Genomic DNA, 16,029 nt, shown 5'->3' with positions numbered 1-16,029 from the left:
GGCGCCGCTGCCGCCGCAAGGGCGAAATCGTCGGAATTTCACCGGCTGCAGGGCGCCTGCGCGGCGATTACTGAAACGTGCCCGGCAGCGCCGGAGCCGCCAGCATGCCGATGATCATGATGACCATGACGAACAGGACGACGAGCGAATTGAACACGAGCCCCAGAATCGAAAACAGCTTGAGCCGTTCCTTCTGAAACAGGCCTACGAGCCCGAGCACCGCGCCGACGAGCGCAGTCAAAATAAAAAGAAACATTAGCCCGATGACCGCCAAGAAGCCGCCCATGCCTTCCGGCAGCACGCCGGCCTCGACGCCGTTCAAGAACGCCGGATCGTTCGCGAAGCCGGCGGCGAGGACGCTCGCGCCGATCGCCGAGCCGATGATGCCGAGTACGGAGACGACGGCCAGGATGAATGAAGCGATGCCGATTTTCGAATGCGTACGTTCCAAGAGGGGACTCCTCCTTTCCTCTTTTCATAGAGTATATCATGAAAAAAGTTTCCTTTTTTCATTCGATGCATTATCATTTTAACCAACGGGAAGGCCAGATAGAAAGGGAGATTTTTATGGTGACGAGAACATGGGTGGCGGCGGGAGCCGTCAGCGCATTCCTCAGCGTGGCGATCGGCGCTTTCGGCGCGCACGGGCTGCAGCTCGAGGATTATTACGCGGACATTTACGATACGGGAGTTCAATATCACATGCTGCATGCGGTCGGGATGCTGCTCGTCGGCCTCTTGGGCGGCTCGCTTCGCCGTCCGAAGCTGCTGTCGTGGGCGGGCTGGGCGTTCGTCTTGGGAACGGCGTTGTTTTCCGGCAGTTTATATGCGCTCAGCGTTACGGAAATTTCGTGGCTCGGCGCGATTACGCCGCTCGGGGGCGTTGCGTTTTTGACCGGTTGGGCATGCGTGCTGAGCGCCGCCTTGGCCTCGAGGAAGTAACGAAGAGCGGAATAATTTTCGGGCAGGCAGGATTTCGACCCCTGTACGACAAATTATTACATAATTCGACTTTATAGCGCTTCGCATTCGACCAGCCTCCGGCGTCGGCTCGCGCGAAAGGATTCCAACCATGCGTAAACTTCCATTCCTCAACCCGAAGTCGCTGACTGTCATCGCGGTGGCGGCGCAAGCCGCCGCCTTCCTCGTTTGGCTTGCCCAAGGAGGAGGACACTCTCCATCCGATCGGGCGTATGCGTGGATAGCGGCGATTCTTCTCGTCGCGGCCGCCGCCGGCATCATTTGGCGCTCTCGCAGCGAGAAAGCCGACGAAGCGTCGGTCGAGCGGAAGCTGGCGCAGAAGGACGAAGTGTTCACGTCGCTGTTCGATTCGATTCCCGTGGCGATCACGCTGTTGGATCGGTCCGGCGCGTTCGTCCGGACGAATCCGGCTTCCAGGATCATTACGGGATACGCGGAGTCGGAGGTCATCGGCAAGTCGTTCACGGAATTCATCCATGTCAATCATTTGAACGAGACGATGCGGCGCTTCCAACAGACGCTCGGCGGCGACGTCTCGACGTTCCACTCCGTCATCGTGCTGAATACCGGATACCCGGCCGACATTCACGTGACCACGCTTCCGATCAAAGACGACAAGCGGAATATTACGGGCGTGATCGCGATCTACGAAGACATTACGAAGAAAAGGCAAACGGAAGAACGCATTAAACATATGGCGTATTACGACGACCTGACGGGGCTGCCGAATCGGCGGCTGTTTCGGGACATGGTCGCGGAATATTTAGTATCGGCCGGCGACCGGACGCGCGTTTACGTCGTCTTGCTGAACGTGGACCGCTTCAAGCTCGTCAACGGCTCGCTCGGTCAAGACATCGGCGACATGCTGCTCTTGCAGCTGGCCGACCGGCTGAACCGGAGCGTGTCCGACTTCGGCGTGGCGGCGCGCATGGAAGGGGACGAATTCGGCATCCTGTTCCGCGACAGCGGCGGCGCCGTACTGCCCGGCGACCTGGCGCACCGCATTACCGAAGAGCTGGACGAGCCGTTCCTGATTCAGGAATATACGCTGCACATCTCTACCAGCATGGGCATCGCCGTCGGCTGCGGCGGCGCGGACGAATCGGTGCTGTTGAAGAACGCCGGGGTCGCGCTCTCCAAAGCGAAGGAGAGGGGCAAGAACGGCTACGAGCTGTACACGCCCGAGATGGACGAGTTGTACTTGTCGAAGTTTACGATGGAGAACGATCTTCGCAAGGCGATTCAAGACGGGGAGTTCGTCCTCGTCTATCAGCCGCAGGTTCATATTCCGTCGTTCGAGATCGTCGGCACGGAGGCGCTGATCCGTTGGCGGCATCCGGAACGCGGCATCGTCTCGCCGGGCGAATTCATCCCGATCGCGGAGGAGACGGGCCTCATCGTGCCGCTCAGCGAGTGGGTCATTCGCGAGGCGTGCCGGCAAAACCGGGCTTGGCAGCTCGACGGGCTCCCGCCGATTCCGGTATCCGTCAACTTGTCGGTGCGGCAATTCCTTCAGCCGAACTTAACCGAGCGCGTCGCGGCGATCTTGATCGAAACCGATCTAGCGCCGGAATATTTGGAGCTGGAAATTACCGAAAGCATGACGATGGACGTGGAGTTCGCTACGGCGGCGTTGATGCGGCTGAAGGAGCTGGGCCTTCGCATCTCGATCGACGACTTCGGCACCGGCTACAGCTCGCTGAACTACCTGAAGAGCTTCCCGGTCGACAAGCTGAAGATCGACCGTTCGTTCGTCCGCGACATTATGGACGACCCGAACGACGCGGCGATCGTGCGGACGATCATTACGATGGCGCATCATCTGGGCCAGACGGTCATCGCGGAGGGCGTGGAGACGGAGGAGCAGCTGGCCTACCTTCGCACTTACGGCTGCGACGAGCTGCAAGGCTATTTATACAGTCCGCCGCTGTCGCCCGAGAAGCTGAGGGAACGACTGCAATCCGAGGCGAACCGCGTGCAAGGCGGGACGTCGACGGCGTAACGCGAGAAGGGGCGATGCCGCCGGTCATTCGAACGACGAATGGCTGCGGCATCGCCCCTTTCGTTAGAACCAGATCGTTAGAACCAGAGCCCGCCTTGCGGGCCGCCATACGGTCCGTATGGGCCGTAAGGGCCGTAGGGACCGCCGTACGGTCCGGGTCCGTAGCCGCCGTACCCGTAAGGCACGCCGGCGCCGATCGCCCCGATGTCGAACAGCAGCAGCGGAAGCAGCGCCTTCGTCCGAACCGGAGCGGACTTCCGCTTCCCGCCGGCGGCGCCATGCGGGGCGACGTACAGACGCTGGCCGGCGATGCGGACGAGCGTGCCGGACACCGTCTTGCCGTCCTTCATCTTGACGACGATCGGACCGCCGACAAGCGACTTCGCCTTAGAGGCTATATTCGATCGATGCATCCTTTTCATCTCCTCCCTATAACCATTAGGATATGACGCGCGACCCGCCGAGCCATGGACGGACGGTCCCCGGAATTGGCCCGAATTGCGCCAGCCCTCACGAGGCGTCGTCTTTCGCATATATATATGGGAGAGGGATGCGAGACGAAGGGAGGCGAATACGGATGATGCGGATGGTGCCCATGACCATCGGAGGACACGCGATGATCGGCATCGAGGTGAAGCTGCCGAAGACGAACCTTGTCGCCGTCGCGACCGACCGGGGGTACATTATGTGCGGCGCGTTGGACGTCGCCCTGCTGAACGAACGGCTGAAGGACCGCGGCATCGTCGCGGGACGCGCCGTCGGCGTCAAGACGCTCGAGGAACTCGTGAACGCGCCGCTCGAGTCGGTGACGATCGAAGCGGAGAAGCTCGGCGTTCAGGTCGGCATGAAAGGGGCGGACGCGCTATTAAAGATGATCTGAACATAGAAAATGCTGCTCTCCGACCTTCGGAGAGCAGCATTTTTTTGCGAAAACCGACTATTCGAACAGGCGGCGCAGGTTATCCGCGTAAGGGGCGCGAACGATTCCCTTCTCGGTAATGATCGCCGATACGTATTCCGCCGGGGTGACGTCGAACGCCGGGTTGTACACTTTCACGCCTTGCGGCGCGGTGCGCTTGCCGAAGCCGACGGTCACTTCGTCTTCGTGCCGCTCTTCGATCGGAATGTCGGCGCCCGTAGGCGTGTTCAGATCGATCGTCGACATCGGACAAGCGACGTAGAACGGAATGCCGTGAGCCTTCGCGAGCACGGCTACGCCGTACGTGCCGATCTTGTTCGCGACGTCGCCGTTCGCGGCGACGCGGTCGGTGCCGACGATGACCGCTTGGATCCAGCCCTTGGACATGACCATCGCGGCCATGTTATCGGTAATGAGCGTCACGTCGATGCCCGCGCGCATGAGCTCGAACGCGGTCAGCCGGGCGCCCTGCAGCACCGGGCGCGTCTCGTCCGCGAACACGCGCAGGTTCCAGCCCTTCTCCTTCGCCAGATACATCGGCGCCGTCGCGGTGCCGTAGCGGGCGGTGGCGAGGCCGCCGGCGTTGCAGTGCGTCAGGACGCCGTAGCCGTCCTCGAACAGGGACAGCGCGTGCTCGCCGATCGCGCGGTTCGTCTCCTCGTCCTCGGACTGAATGACGATCGCCTCCTGCAGGAGGCCTTCCTTGATCGTCGCGGCGTCGGCTCCGGCTTCCGCCAGCTCCGACGCCTTCCGGACGAGCCGGTCGAGCGCCCAGAACAGGTTGACGGCGGTCGGTCGCGAAGACGCCAAGTAATCGCGCTCGCGCTTCACGGCGGCGAGGAGCTCCGGCACGCCGCCGGCTTCGCCTTGGACGCCTAAATACAGCCCGTACGCGGCGGCGATGCCGATCGCCGGCGCCCCGCGCACCTTCAGCTCTTTAATCGCGTCCCAGACGTCCTTCGACGCGACGAGCTTCAAGTAGACGACTTCCTCCGGAAGGAGCCGTTGATCGAGCAAATCGAGATGATCCGCGTTCCAGCGGACCGATTGCAGCCAATTATCGTGGTTCGCAGCAGTCAATTCAGTTGCCTTCTTTCGATGCAAAATGGAGGTTCGCGACGGCGAGCATCTGACCGATCGATCCCGCCGTCCGGTGCCGCTTGATGAGATCGGCGCCGATGCCTAACGCGACGCGGCGGGCGCGGTTGCGGCGCGCTTCGTCCGGGATGCCGTCGATGTCGGCGACGTGGGCGAGGCCGACGATGCGGCGGACCATCTTCGCGCCGGCGTAGCCGAACGTATCCTGCAGCAGCTCGGCGAGGAACGCGTCCAGGTAACCGGATTCCCGCAGCAGACGGTCGACGCAGTGCTCCGCCCACAGCGCGCGGAAGCGCGTCTCGAACTCGACCCATACCTGCTTGACGGTGTCGAGCAGGTACGCGCGGAAGTCGCCGAGCGCGGACGGGTCGTCCATGCGGCCGCCCTGCGCCGCGGCGTTCAGCAGCAGGTTCGCGAGTACGGCGCCGATGTCGAAGCCCATCGGCCCGTAGTACGCGAACTCGGGGTCGATGACCTTCGTCGACGTCGGCGTGACGAAGATCGAGCCGGTATGCAGATCGCCGTGGAGCATCGCCTGCCCCTTGGTCAGGAAGCCGTAGCGCAGGCGCGCGACCTCGAGATGCAGCTCGCGGTCGGAGCGCAGCGCGGCGGCCTCGTTTTCGATGGCGGGATCGTAATTATTGTTCGCCGATACCGTATACGGGTCGTCGAAGATCAAATCTTCCGTAATTTTGCACAGCTCGGGGTTAATGAATCGCCCGGTCTGCAGCTTCTTCTGCTGCTGGTTCATGCCGAAATCCGACGTGAAGAACAGCGTCCGCGCGAGGAATTCCCCGATATGGCCGGCGAAGAGCGGATACGCGTTGCCTTCGATCAGGCCTCGGCGCATAATGACGTGATCGCTCAAATCCTCCATGATCGTCAGCGCGAGCTCCGCCTCGTATTCGTACACCTTCGGCGCGAGGCCGGGCGCGAGCTCGCCTTGGATCATCAGCGCCTCGCTCTCGATGCGGGCGCGGTCGAGCGTCAGCGGCCACGATTCGCCGACGACCTTCGCGTACGGAAGCGCCTGCTTCAGGATGAGCCCTTTGCCCTGGCCGGACTCTTGGATATGGAACACCAAATTCAAATTGCCGTCGCCGATCTCGCGTACGGTCAGGTTCGCGCCGGGGGCGAAGACGCCCGGGACGGCCCGCGCCCGTTCGATCGCTTCGGACTCGGTTAACGGATGATATGCGCTCATGGTTCGGATCCCGCCTTTTCTAAAAACATTACCTCTTAGTATAAGACAAGCGGGGCTCGGAAGAAAATACATTTCGCGGCGTTGTGATAAGATCCACTGCTTCGTTGCAAAATAATGGTACTTTAGAGAAGAGCAAGTCATTCGAACAAGAGAGGAAGCGGAACAAATGACTCAAAACGCAACGCTCGACTGGACGCCGTCCGGTCAAGGCTCGGGCACGACGCAGAACGTCGTCGCGTTCCTGAACAAGCAGATCGCCAACTGGAACGTCTTATTCGTCAAGCTGCACAATTATCATTGGTTCGTGAAGGGACCGGTCTTCTTCACGCTGCACCTCAAATTCGAGGAGCTGTACAACGAAGCGGCGCTTCACATCGACGAGCTCGCGGAGCGGGTGCTGTCGATCGGGGGCAAGCCGCCCGCGACGATGCGGGAATATCTGGTCACCGCCTCGATCGGGGAAGCGGCGGGCGGCGAGAAGCCGGCCGATATGGTGCGGAATATCGAAAACGACTTCCGCGCGATCATCGCCGAGCTCGAGCAAGGGATGGAGATCGCGCAGCAGGCCGGGGACGAGGCGACGTCGGACATGCTGCTCGGCATTCGTTCTTCGCTGGAGAAGCATGCGTGGATGCTCCGGTCGTTTAACGAATAGCAATTCTTTATGTATAATGAAAACACCTGCTGCCGATGTCGGGCGCAGGTGTTCTTCATTTTCGCTCCAAGCGGCTTGATTATTTATGTTCGATCAAGTCGATGGCGCCGAGCACGATGTGGGCGAGCCCGAAGCCGAGGATCCCGTAGCCTACAGCCGGGTTGCGCTTCAGCATAGCCGCTCCCGTCGTGGCGACCGCGGTGCCGAGGATGGCCGGAATTAAACCTTCGCGCATGAAACCGTCACTCCTTTGGCGAGAATGATGACTGCGATATTAGAATGGGGAAAGACGGTCGTTTCGATACGGGACGGCGCTTGCATTGTTTTACCGGGGAGGCGGACACATAGATGAACGAAAATGCGACGGCGGCGGCGCTGAAGGAATGGGCGTCCGCGGTGGAGGCGTTTCTTGGCGGCGATACGATTCTCGCCTTGCGCAAGGGCGGGATTCGGGAGGAGACGCGCGATTTCGAATTGACGAACGAAGCGTTTTATTTCTTCCCGACCTACGAGCATCAGAAAGAGCATCTGTTGAAGGAGCCGTACCGGCGGTTCGTCGCCGAGACGAAGGCGGAGTGGAGACCGGACGCGCCGGCGGTGCCGATCAAGGCTTGGGCCGAGGCGGTCGAAGATCTGCTGATCGAGGACGAGGAACGCCTGCAAGCGTTGTCTCCATATCATATATGGACGGACGATTACGCCTCCGAGCGGCTCCATTGGAAGCGGACGAAGCCGCTGCATTGCTTGCTGCTTCGCGTTTATCGGTTCGAGGCGCCGATCGACGTGCCCAATGATCCGGGGTTCGCCGGATGCAAGTCTTGGGTTCGGCTGCCGATCGGCGAGGACCAAGCCGCCCTCGGGCGACCGGTGCTGTCCGACGAAGCGTTCGCGCGGAAGGCCGCGGAGATCAGAGAAGTTTTAAAAAGGTAAGAGTTTGCGCGGAAACGAGCGATTTTCCGGCCGCCCTTGCGAATTGGAATTATTCTATATTAAAATTAACAGTTGAGAATCAGTGAGAATCAATTTAGAATAATTCTAAATAGAAAATCAAACTTGGAGGGAAACAGTAGTCATGGCACAAGCACCGGTTTTGAAAATACAAGATCTTCGCTCTTCGATCGAAGGCAAGGAAATTCTTAAAGGGTTCAACCTTGAAATCAAGGGCGGCGAAATCCACGCGATCATGGGTCCGAACGGAACGGGCAAGAGTACGCTCGCTTCGACGCTCATGGGTCATCCGAAATACGAAGTCCAAAGCGGCAGCGTCACCCTCGACGGCGAAGACGTGCTCGAGATGGGCGTCGACGAGCGCGCGCTCGCGGGCTTGTTCCTCGCGATGCAGTATCCGAGCGAAATTACGGGCGTGACGAACGCCGACTTCCTGCGCAGCGCCATCAACGCGCGCCGCGGCGAAGGCAACGAAATCTCGCTCATCAAGTTCATTCGCCAGATGGAAGCGAAGATGAAAGAGCTCGAGATGGATCCGCAGTTCATGCATCGCTACCTGAACGAAGGCTTCTCCGGCGGCGAGAAGAAGCGGAACGAAATTTTGCAGATGATGGTGCTCGAGCCTCGGATCATCATTCTCGACGAGATCGACTCCGGTCTCGACATCGACGCGTTGAAGGTCGTCGCGGCCGGCGTGAACGCGATGCGGGCGGAAGACCGTTCGTTCCTGATCATCACTCACTATCAGCGGTTATTGAATTATATTAAACCGGACTTCGTCCATGTCATGATGCAGGGCCGCATCGTGAAGTCCGGCGGTCCGGAGCTGGCGGAGCGCCTCGAGGCGGAAGGCTACGACTGGGTGAAAGCCGAGCTGGGCATCGAAGACGAGACGGTAGGCAACGACAAAGAAGAGTTCGTCGTTCCGAAGAACACCACCGCTCCGAAATTTTCGTAAGGGGGGCGGCCAACTGTGACGACTGATACGAATGTGCTCGACCAACAAACCTTCGCCTCGATCGGGGCGGCCAAGCAGGAGCCGGCATGGCTCGCGCAGTCGCGCGCCGAGGCGCTCGCGCTAGCATCTACGCTGCCGCTGCCGAAGCTCGAGAAGACGCGGATCGACCGCTGGACGCTCGGCGGCACGGGCGCGTACCGTCCGGCGAAGCCGGTCCTGAACGCGGCGGAGCTTCCCGGCGAGCTCGCGAACCTGATCGGCGACAACCCGAGCCCGAACCTGCTCGTGCAGCATGATTCCGGCGTCGTGTTCGTCCGGGTGTCCCCGGAGCTGGAAAGCCAAGGCGTCATCCTGAAGAGCCTGGAGCAAGCGGCCGTCGACCATCCGGAGCTCGTGCAACAATACTTCATGCAAGCGGTCAAGAAAGACGAACACCGTCTGACCGCGCTGCACGCGGCGCTTTGGAACGGCGGGCTGTTCCTGTACGTGCCGAAGAACGTGGAAGTGAAGGAGCCGATTCAGGCGATCTTCTACAGCGAAAATCCGGAAGCGACGTTCGCGCCTCACGTGCTCATCGTCGCGGATACGCACAGCTCCGTCACCTACGTCGACAACTACTTGTCGGCCGCTTCGGAGACGAAGATGCTGCACAACGGCGTACTCGAAGTGTTCGCGAAGCCGGGCGCCAGCGTTCGCGTCGCGACGGTGCACGATCTCGGGGGGCACGTGACGGACGTCAATTACCGCCGCGCGGTGCTCGAGAACGACGCCAAGATCGAATGGATCATCGGCGAGCTGAGCCACGGCAACGGCGTAGCCGACACGTACTCGATCCTTAAGGGCAACGGCTCCAACTCCGACATGAAAGTCATCGCGGTCGGCGTCGGCGACCAGAAGCTGAACTACACGACTCGCGCCGTTCACTTCGGCAAGTCGTCGGCGAGCGATATGATTACGCGCGCCGTCATGCGCGACGAAGCGACGGGCATTATTAACGGCATCACGAAGATCGAGCACGGCGCCACGAAGGCGGACGGCCAGCAAACCGAGCGCGTGCTCATGCTGAGCCCGAAGGCGCGCGGCGACGCGAACCCGATTCTGCTCATCGACGAAGACGACGTCACCGCGGGCCACGCGGCGAGCGTCGGACAAGTAAATCCGGAGCAGGTGTACTACTTGATGTCCCGCGGCATCCCGAAGCCGGAGGCGGAGCGCCTCATCATCTACGGCTTCTTGTACCCGGTCATCGAGGAGATCCCGCTGGAAGCGCTGCGGGAGCAGCTTAGCGCGCTGGTCGAGAGGAAGCTCGGACAATGAGCGCCCTCTCGCCTGCGGAGCTGAAGCCGCTGTTTCCGATTTTGCAGCAGGACGTGAACGGCCACCCGCTCGTGTACCTCGACAGCGCGGCGACGTCGCAGAAGCCCCGCCAAGTGATCGAGGCGGTGCAGCGGTACTACGAGCGCGACAACGCGAACGTGCACCGCGGCGTCCATACGCTCGGCACGCGGGCGACGGACGCTTACGAGGGCGCGCGGGAGAAGGTGGCGCGGTTCATTAACGCCCGCTCCGCTTCGGAGATCGTCTTCACGCGCGGCGCGACGACGTCCATCAATACGGTGGCCGCCAGCTACGCTCGCGCGGTATGCAAGCCGGGCGACGAGATCGTCATCTCGCCGATCGAGCACCATGCGAATCTCATTCCGTGGCAGCAGGCGGCGAAGGCGACGGGCGCGACGCTGAAGCACCTCCCGATGAACGACGACGGGTCGTTCGACCTCGCGGGCGCCGCGGCGACGATTACGCCGAATACGAAGATGGTCGCGGTGACGCATCTGTCGAACGTGCTCGGCGCCGTCACGCCGGTCGAAGAGATTATCGCGCTGGCGCATAAGCACGGCGCGAAGGTGCTGCTCGACGGGGCGCAGAGCGCGCCGCACCTGAAGATCGACGTGCAGAAGCTCGACTGCGACTTCTTCGCCTTCTCGGGCCACAAGATGTGTGGGCCTACGGGCATAGGGGCACTCTATGGCAAGCGCGAGCTGCTCGAAGCGATGGAGCCGGTCGAATTCGGCGGCGAGATGATCGATTACGTCGACCTGTTCGACGCGACATGGAAGGAAATCCCGTGGCGCTTCGAAGCCGGCACGCCGATCATCGCCGGCGCGGTCGGTCTCGGCGCCGCGATCGACTTCCTGACGGAAGTCGGCATGGAGAACATCGAGGCGCATGACCGCCAGCTCGCGGCGTATGCGTGGGAGCGGCTCTCCGCCATGGACGGCGTGTCGGTGTACGGCCCGGCGTCCGGGCGTACGTCGCTCGTGACGTTCAATCTCGAAGACGTGCATCCGCACGACGTCGCGACGGTGCTCGACGCCGAGGGCGTCGCGGTGCGCGCCGGCCACCATTGCTGCCAGCCGCTCATGCGGTGGCTGAAGGTGTCGGCGACGGCGCGGGCGAGCTTCTATCTGTACAACGACGAGTCGGATGTCGACCGCTTGATCGCATCGCTACAACGCGCAAAGGAGTACTTCGGCCATGCAATTGGATGATCTGTACCGCCGCGTGATTATGGATCATTATAAAACCCCGCGGAACCAAGGCGAGCTCGCGGAAGGAACCGTAGGCGTCGAGTTGAGCAATCCGACGTGCGGCGACCGCATTACGCTGCAGCTTCGGATCGAAGACGGCGTCGTACGCGAGGCGAAGTTCAAAGGCGAAGGCTGCTCGATCTCGATGGCGTCCGCTTCGATGATGACCGACGCGGTCAAGGGCAAGACGCTGGAGCAGGCGATCGGTCTCGCGGAGCGATTTTCCGGATTGATGAAGGGCGAGGCCGTCGAGTTCGAGGAATACGAAGACATCGAAGCGCTGAGCGGCGTGAATAAGTTCCCCGCTCGCATCAAGTGTGCTACACTTGCATGGAACGCGCTGCGCAAGGGCGTAGAATCGCAACCGTGAACAAATCCGTTTAGATAGATCGAACCGCTTCCGTCGAGAAGCGGACGCAAGGAACATTTTCCATAGAGGAGGGTTTATCGATGGCGAAGCAAATGCCCGAAATCGGCGATTATAAATATGGTTTTCGCGACGAGCATAAGGCGATTTTCCAAAGCGGGAAGGGCCTGAACGCGGACATCGTCCGCAGCATCTCCGAGATGAAGGGCGAGCCCGAGTGGATGCTCGAGTTCCGCCTGAAGTCGCTGGAGCAATTCCATAAGATGGAGATGCCGAAGTGGGGCGGCAACATGGACGATCTGGATTTCGAAGACATCCAGTATTACGTCAAGCCGTCCGAGAAGCAAGGTAAGACATGGGAAGAAGTGCCGACGGAAATCAAGGAGACGTTCGATAAGCTCGGCATCCCGGAGGCGGAGCAGAAGTTCCTCGCCGGCGTCTCGGCGCAGTACGAATCCGAGGTCGTCTACCACAGCATGCAGAAGGAGCTCGAAGACCAAGGCGTGATCTTCATGGACACGGACTCGGCGCTGCGCGAGCATCCGGAGCTGTTCCGCAAATATTTCGGCACCGTCGTGCCGCCGGCGGACAATAAGTTCGCGGCGCTCAACAGCGCGGTGTGGTCGGGCGGCAGCTTCATCTACGTGCCGAAGGGCGTGAAGTGCGAAATTCCGCTTCAGGCGTACTTCCGGATCAACTCCGAGAACATGGGCCAATTCGAGCGGACGCTCATCATCGTCGACGAGGACGCGTTCGTCCACTACGTCGAAGGCTGCACGGCGCCGATCTACAGCACGAACTCGCTGCACAGCGCCGTCGTCGAAATTCTTTGCTTGAAAAATTCGCGCGCGCGCTACACGACGATTCAAAACTGGGCGCCGAACATCTACAACCTCGTCACGAAGCGCGCCGTCGCGGAAGAGAACGCGACGATGGAGTGGGTCGACGGCAACATCGGCTCCAAGCTGACGATGAAGTACCCGGCGGTCATCCTGAAGGGCCGCGGCGCGAAGGGCAGCGTGCTGTCGATCGCGGTCGCGGGCAAGGGCCAGCACCAAGACGCGGGCGCGAAGATGATCCACCTCGCGCCGGACACGACGTCGACGATCGTCTCGAAGTCGATCTCGAAGCACGGCGGCAAGGTGACGTACCGCGGTCTCGCTTCCTTCGGACGCAACTCCGAGGGCGCCAAGGCGAACATCAAGTGCGACACGCTCATCATGGATAACGAGTCGACGTCGGACACGATTCCGTATAACGAAATCATGAACGACAACATCACGCTCGAGCACGAAGCGACGGTGTCCAAGGTGTCCGAGGACCAGCTCTTCTACTTGATGAGCCGCGGCCTGTCGGAAGCCGAAGCGACGCAGATGATCGTTATGGGCTTCATCGAACCGTTCACGAAGGAGCTCCCGATGGAGTACGCCGTCGAGATGAACCGTCTCATCAAGTTCGAGATGGAAGGTTCGATCGGCTAACCTTGCTTTGTATATCGCTGAATCCGTAGATCTAATCTACGGATTCTTTTTTTTATCCCGGCCGGCCGACCATGGATAGGATGAGCGTACCCAAACGATAATAAGGGTAAAATTTACAGACGGGTTGGATGCGCTTATGGATAACAACGAAATGCACGAACAAATCGTGAAAACTCGAGGGCAATTGGCCGATTCGGTGCTGTCGTATTGGAATCAATTCTCCGACTTTACGACGTGGCAGTTTTGGTATATCGCCGCCCTGTTCGTCATTCCGCTCGCGACCCTGGCATTTACGGTCGATCGGAGGAGGATCCTGGAACTGTTCTTCTTCGGCTATTCCGTCCACATGCTTTGGGCTTATGTCGATATTGCGTTAGAACGCAGGCTGTTGCTGATCAACAAGTACTTTCTGATTCCGGTACTGCCGTTCGGTTTTACCTTAGCCTCGTCCACGTTTCCCGTAGCTTACATCCTCCTGTACCAATATTGCATGAAACGGAACAAAAGCTTCCCCCTGTTTTCCATTGGATTAGGGGTGCTGCTGGCGTTCGGCTTCATTCCAATCACGGAATACATCGGAATTCTGGAAATGCGAAGAGGAATGAATCTCTTTTATTTGTTTCTAATCACCATTGCGATCCCTTATCTTGCGTACGGGATGACCAAACTCGCGCTTGCCGCGCAGCGTTCTTCCAAATCGGGCGGCGAAGAAGAGGCGCAGTACGATCGTTTCGATTTCAAAGATCTTTTCTCAAGAAGGTCGAAAGCCCGAAATTAACTTGCGAACCGTCGGGTGGCGGGAGGCGTTCTTTTCTGAGATAATAGCTTTGGAATGCATGCGGAAAAAATTCCATCGGGAGGTTGATTCGGTTGTTCGGAAAGATCGCATCGGAAGCGCTCGGATTAAGCGATATCGGGAAGGTCATTAAGCCGCAAGACTTCGACAAAGTGGACTCCGACGATTACGTCATGCACGAAGACGGGGAAAAAATTTTCTTCATCATCAAATCCAAGAAGGACGAATATTGCTTCACGAACCTGGCGCTCATCCATCTCGACGGCGACAGCGCGGTGAGCAAAAAGCGGATGCTGAAGCGTTACAATTACGCCACGAACGAAATTTCCAGCGTGTTCTTGGAGACGGCCGGCACGGTCGACATGGACGTGGAGATCAAATTCACCATCGGCAGCGCGCACTTCTCGATCGACGTCGACAAGAAGCAGATCGAATCGGTGAAGGACTTATATAAAGCTCTTATTAAAATTTCCGAAATCGTCGATTCCAACGAAACGTTGTTCGATTATGCGAAGCAGAGCGTCGGCATCGCGAAGGAATCGTTGGGCCGCATCGGCTCTCAGGGCTCTTCGCCGGTCGAGCAGTTCAATGCGATCACGGAATCGGCCTACGACTGGCTGCGCAACAAACATAAGGAGCTGAAGGTGAAAGACTTCGGCTTCGTGTTCGAGAAGTACATCAATCAATAAGGTTTGGGAAAATGGAGCACGCCCGCGAGGGCGTGCTCTTTTTGCAAGAGGGCGGCCGTAAGGGGCGGTAGTCGGAGAAAGTCCGACTGCTCGCCTCCTCAGGCGCCGGGAGGCGCGGCTTTGGCAACGGCCTCGGGCCGCTCTGGCAAGCCGTCGTCCTTCCGGAAAAACAGCTTCATCATCGGCGGCGTCAGAATCGTCGTGACCAGCACGACGACGACGAGGACCGCGAACAGGTCCGCGGCGAGCAGGCCGGCCTCGAGGCCGATGGCGGCGATGATGAGCGCGACCTCGCCGCGCGACACCATGGCGGCGCCGACGCCGAGGGAGCTGCGCCAGCCGAAGCCGGCGAGCCTTGCCCCAAGGCCCGAGCCGAGGAGCTTGGTCAGCACGGCCAACACGCTGAGCGCCGCGATGAGGCCGAGATGTTCGCCGATGGCGGAAAATTCGGCGCTCACCCCGATCGAGGTGAAGAACACCGGAACGAAGATGGCGTAGCCGATCGTCTCGACCTTTTCGAACACCTCGTGCTTATGCGGCGTCCGACTGATGGCGACGCCCGCGATATACGCGCCGATGATGCCGGCCACGCCGGTGTACTCCGCGAAGTACGCGTAGCCGAAGCAGATGATGAGGCCCGCGGAGACGACCGCCTCGGTGACGCGCAGCGGGGCGAATTTGCGCAGCACCCACGGGACGGCTTTCCAAGCGAAGAGCAGCGCCGCGGCGAAGAAGACGAATTTCTTCAGCACGACGGCGCCGAGGTGGACGTCTCCGCCCGCGAAGCTCATCACGAACGCCAAGGCGAGAATGACCAGCACGTCGTCGATGACGGCGGCGCCGAGAATCGTCGCCCCCTCCTTGGATTTCAGCTTCCCGAGCTCTTTCAGCGACTGCACGGAGATGCTGACGCTCGTCGCGGACAGCAGCAGCCCGAGGAATATCGCTTCCGCTTGCGGCAGCCCCATCACGAGCCCGGCCCCATAGCCGAGACCGAGCGGGAGCGCGATCCCGAGGACGCCGACGTACGCCGATGCCTTCCCCGACCGCTTGAATTCCTCCATGTCGGTCTCCAGCCCTGCAATGAACATCAGAAGGATCACGCCGATCTGACTGATCTCCGCCAGCACGTCCGTACTGTTCACGATGCCGAGCACGGTCGGCCCGAGCACGATGCCGATCAGCAGCTTCCCGAGCACGGACGGCTGACCGAGCTTCGCGCTCAGGTCGCCGGCGATTTTAGAAGCCAATAAAATAATCGCCAATTCAAATACCAGCATTTCCCCCATCGTCCTTTCTCCCGAAAACAACGCAAAAAAGCCCGTCAACCACGGGCCGCCGCA

18 protein-coding genes are annotated in these 16,029 nt (G+C 60.1%); 12 read left to right on the top strand and 6 right to left on the bottom strand.

The features are described 5' to 3' along the window. Positions 1-67: 67 nt before the first annotated feature. Positions 68-451 (bottom strand): hypothetical protein, encoded by a 384-nt coding sequence (locus FE782_RS17040; RefSeq protein ID WP_138195444.1) that lies wholly within the window; start codon positions 449-451, stop codon positions 68-70. A 116-nt stretch (positions 452-567) separates the two neighbouring features. Between FE782_RS17040 and FE782_RS17035 the strand changes: the two genes are divergently transcribed. Beyond that, the gene (locus FE782_RS17035) at positions 568-942 is read left to right on the top strand and encodes a DUF423 domain-containing protein (RefSeq protein ID WP_138195443.1); all 375 of its coding nucleotides are present in this window, start codon (positions 568-570) and stop codon (positions 940-942) included. 130 nt (positions 943-1,072) lie between these two features. Continuing rightward, positions 1,073-2,983 (top strand): putative bifunctional diguanylate cyclase/phosphodiesterase, encoded by a 1,911-nt coding sequence (locus FE782_RS17030; protein ID WP_138195442.1) that lies wholly within the window; start codon positions 1,073-1,075, stop codon positions 2,981-2,983. Between the two features lie 77 nt (positions 2,984-3,060). On the opposite strand, the gene FE782_RS17025 is transcribed toward FE782_RS17030, so the two are convergent. Further along, on the bottom strand, positions 3,061-3,396 hold the full coding sequence (locus FE782_RS17025) for a hypothetical protein (RefSeq protein WP_138195441.1): 336 nt from the start codon (positions 3,394-3,396) through the stop codon (positions 3,061-3,063). Between the two features lie 164 nt (positions 3,397-3,560). Here FE782_RS17025 and FE782_RS17020 point away from each other — a divergent pair, with 164 nt between their 5' ends. Beyond that, entirely contained in the window at positions 3,561-3,863 is a 303-nt protein-coding gene (locus FE782_RS17020; protein WP_138195440.1) for a YunC family protein, read from the top strand. 57 nt (positions 3,864-3,920) lie between these two features. Here FE782_RS17020 and mtnA read toward each other — a convergent pair whose 3' ends face one another. Both mtnA and mtnK read right to left on the bottom strand, forming a co-directional pair. Then, positions 3,921-4,982 (bottom strand): S-methyl-5-thioribose-1-phosphate isomerase, encoded by a 1,062-nt coding sequence (gene mtnA / locus FE782_RS17015; RefSeq protein ID WP_138195439.1) that lies wholly within the window; start codon positions 4,980-4,982, stop codon positions 3,921-3,923. 1 nt (position 4,983) lies between these two features. Continuing rightward, positions 4,984-6,204, bottom strand: a complete 1,221-nt coding sequence (gene mtnK / locus FE782_RS17010) for an S-methyl-5-thioribose kinase (protein ID WP_138195438.1) — start codon at positions 6,202-6,204, stop codon at positions 4,984-4,986. A gap of 166 nt (positions 6,205-6,370) precedes the next feature. Here mtnK and FE782_RS17005 point away from each other — a divergent pair, with 166 nt between their 5' ends. Then, positions 6,371-6,859, top strand: coding sequence for a Dps family protein (locus tag FE782_RS17005; RefSeq protein ID WP_138195437.1), 489 nt, complete (start codon positions 6,371-6,373; stop codon positions 6,857-6,859). A gap of 79 nt (positions 6,860-6,938) precedes the next feature. Here FE782_RS17005 and FE782_RS17000 read toward each other — a convergent pair whose 3' ends face one another. Further along, positions 6,939-7,094, bottom strand: coding sequence for an asparagine synthase (locus FE782_RS17000; RefSeq protein WP_138195436.1), 156 nt, complete (start codon positions 7,092-7,094; stop codon positions 6,939-6,941). A gap of 113 nt (positions 7,095-7,207) precedes the next feature. Here FE782_RS17000 and FE782_RS16995 point away from each other — a divergent pair, with 113 nt between their 5' ends. The 8 genes from FE782_RS16995 to FE782_RS16960 all read left to right on the top strand — a co-directional run bounded on the left by FE782_RS16995 (position 7,208) and on the right by FE782_RS16960 (position 14,686). Beyond that, positions 7,208-7,789: a DUF1802 family protein gene (locus FE782_RS16995; protein ID WP_138195435.1), complete on the top strand. Its 582-nt coding sequence runs from the start codon at positions 7,208-7,210 to the stop codon at positions 7,787-7,789. Positions 7,790-7,931: 142 nt separating this feature from the next. Next, on the top strand, positions 7,932-8,765 hold the full coding sequence (gene sufC, locus FE782_RS16990) for a Fe-S cluster assembly ATPase SufC (RefSeq protein ID WP_138195434.1): 834 nt from the start codon (positions 7,932-7,934) through the stop codon (positions 8,763-8,765). 15 nt (positions 8,766-8,780) lie between these two features. Next, the gene (gene sufD, locus FE782_RS16985) at positions 8,781-10,082 is read left to right on the top strand and encodes a Fe-S cluster assembly protein SufD (protein WP_138195433.1); all 1,302 of its coding nucleotides are present in this window, start codon (positions 8,781-8,783) and stop codon (positions 10,080-10,082) included. Continuing rightward, on the top strand, positions 10,079-11,314 hold the full coding sequence (locus tag FE782_RS16980) for a cysteine desulfurase (protein ID WP_138195432.1): 1,236 nt from the start codon (positions 10,079-10,081) through the stop codon (positions 11,312-11,314). Before sufD ends, FE782_RS16980 begins: the two co-directional genes overlap by 4 nt. After that, positions 11,301-11,723, top strand: coding sequence for a Fe-S cluster assembly sulfur transfer protein SufU (sufU, locus tag FE782_RS16975; RefSeq protein ID WP_138195431.1), 423 nt, complete (start codon positions 11,301-11,303; stop codon positions 11,721-11,723). The genes FE782_RS16980 and sufU overlap by 14 nt, the downstream gene beginning before the upstream one ends. Before the next feature lie 80 nt (positions 11,724-11,803). Beyond that, complete coding sequence (gene sufB, locus FE782_RS16970) at positions 11,804-13,201, top strand: Fe-S cluster assembly protein SufB (protein ID WP_138195430.1); 1,398 nt, start codon at positions 11,804-11,806, stop codon at positions 13,199-13,201. 136 nt (positions 13,202-13,337) lie between these two features. After that, positions 13,338-13,979: a hypothetical protein gene (locus FE782_RS16965; RefSeq protein WP_138195429.1), complete on the top strand. Its 642-nt coding sequence runs from the start codon at positions 13,338-13,340 to the stop codon at positions 13,977-13,979. A gap of 92 nt (positions 13,980-14,071) precedes the next feature. Beyond that, positions 14,072-14,686, top strand: a complete 615-nt coding sequence (locus FE782_RS16960; protein WP_138195428.1) for a PH domain-containing protein — start codon at positions 14,072-14,074, stop codon at positions 14,684-14,686. A gap of 98 nt (positions 14,687-14,784) precedes the next feature. On the opposite strand, the gene FE782_RS16955 is transcribed toward FE782_RS16960, so the two are convergent. Beyond that, positions 14,785-15,966, bottom strand: coding sequence for a cation:proton antiporter (locus FE782_RS16955; RefSeq protein ID WP_138195506.1), 1,182 nt, complete (start codon positions 15,964-15,966; stop codon positions 14,785-14,787). Between the last annotated feature and the right edge of the window lie 63 nt (positions 15,967-16,029).

Source organism: Paenibacillus antri (assembly GCF_005765165.1).
In the GTDB taxonomy this organism is placed as follows: domain Bacteria; phylum Bacillota; class Bacilli; order Paenibacillales; family YIM-B00363; genus Paenibacillus_AE; species Paenibacillus_AE antri.
The sequence above is the reverse complement of the archived record's forward strand: the minus strand, read 5'-3'. Positions and strand labels throughout refer to the sequence as shown.

What these genes read in the sequence shown, in the direction of transcription:
- FE782_RS17035 (WP_138195443.1), top strand. Translation starts at nt 568, where the DNA reads ATGGTGACGAGAACATGGGTGGCGGCGGGAGCCGTCAGCGCATTCCTC.
- FE782_RS17030 (WP_138195442.1), top strand. Translation starts at nt 1,073, where the DNA reads ATGCGTAAACTTCCATTCCTCAACCCGAAGTCGCTGACTGTCATCGCG.
- FE782_RS17025 (WP_138195441.1), bottom strand. Translation starts at nt 3,396, where the DNA reads ATGCATCGATCGAATATAGCCTCTAAGGCGAAGTCGCTTGTCGGCGGT.
- FE782_RS17020 (WP_138195440.1), top strand. Translation starts at nt 3,561, where the DNA reads ATGATGCGGATGGTGCCCATGACCATCGGAGGACACGCGATGATCGGC.
- mtnK (WP_138195438.1), bottom strand. Translation starts at nt 6,204, where the DNA reads ATGAGCGCATATCATCCGTTAACCGAGTCCGAAGCGATCGAACGGGCG.
- FE782_RS17005 (WP_138195437.1), top strand. Translation starts at nt 6,371, where the DNA reads ATGACTCAAAACGCAACGCTCGACTGGACGCCGTCCGGTCAAGGCTCG.
- FE782_RS17000 (WP_138195436.1), bottom strand. Translation starts at nt 7,094, where the DNA reads ATGCGCGAAGGTTTAATTCCGGCCATCCTCGGCACCGCGGTCGCCACG.
- FE782_RS16995 (WP_138195435.1), top strand. Translation starts at nt 7,208, where the DNA reads ATGAACGAAAATGCGACGGCGGCGGCGCTGAAGGAATGGGCGTCCGCG.
- sufC (WP_138195434.1), top strand. Translation starts at nt 7,932, where the DNA reads ATGGCACAAGCACCGGTTTTGAAAATACAAGATCTTCGCTCTTCGATC.
- FE782_RS16980 (WP_138195432.1), top strand. Translation starts at nt 10,079, where the DNA reads ATGAGCGCCCTCTCGCCTGCGGAGCTGAAGCCGCTGTTTCCGATTTTG.
- sufU (WP_138195431.1), top strand. Translation starts at nt 11,301, where the DNA reads ATGCAATTGGATGATCTGTACCGCCGCGTGATTATGGATCATTATAAA.
- sufB (WP_138195430.1), top strand. Translation starts at nt 11,804, where the DNA reads ATGGCGAAGCAAATGCCCGAAATCGGCGATTATAAATATGGTTTTCGC.
- FE782_RS16965 (WP_138195429.1), top strand. Translation starts at nt 13,338, where the DNA reads ATGGATAACAACGAAATGCACGAACAAATCGTGAAAACTCGAGGGCAA.
- FE782_RS16955 (WP_138195506.1), bottom strand. Translation starts at nt 15,966, where the DNA reads ATGCTGGTATTTGAATTGGCGATTATTTTATTGGCTTCTAAAATCGCC.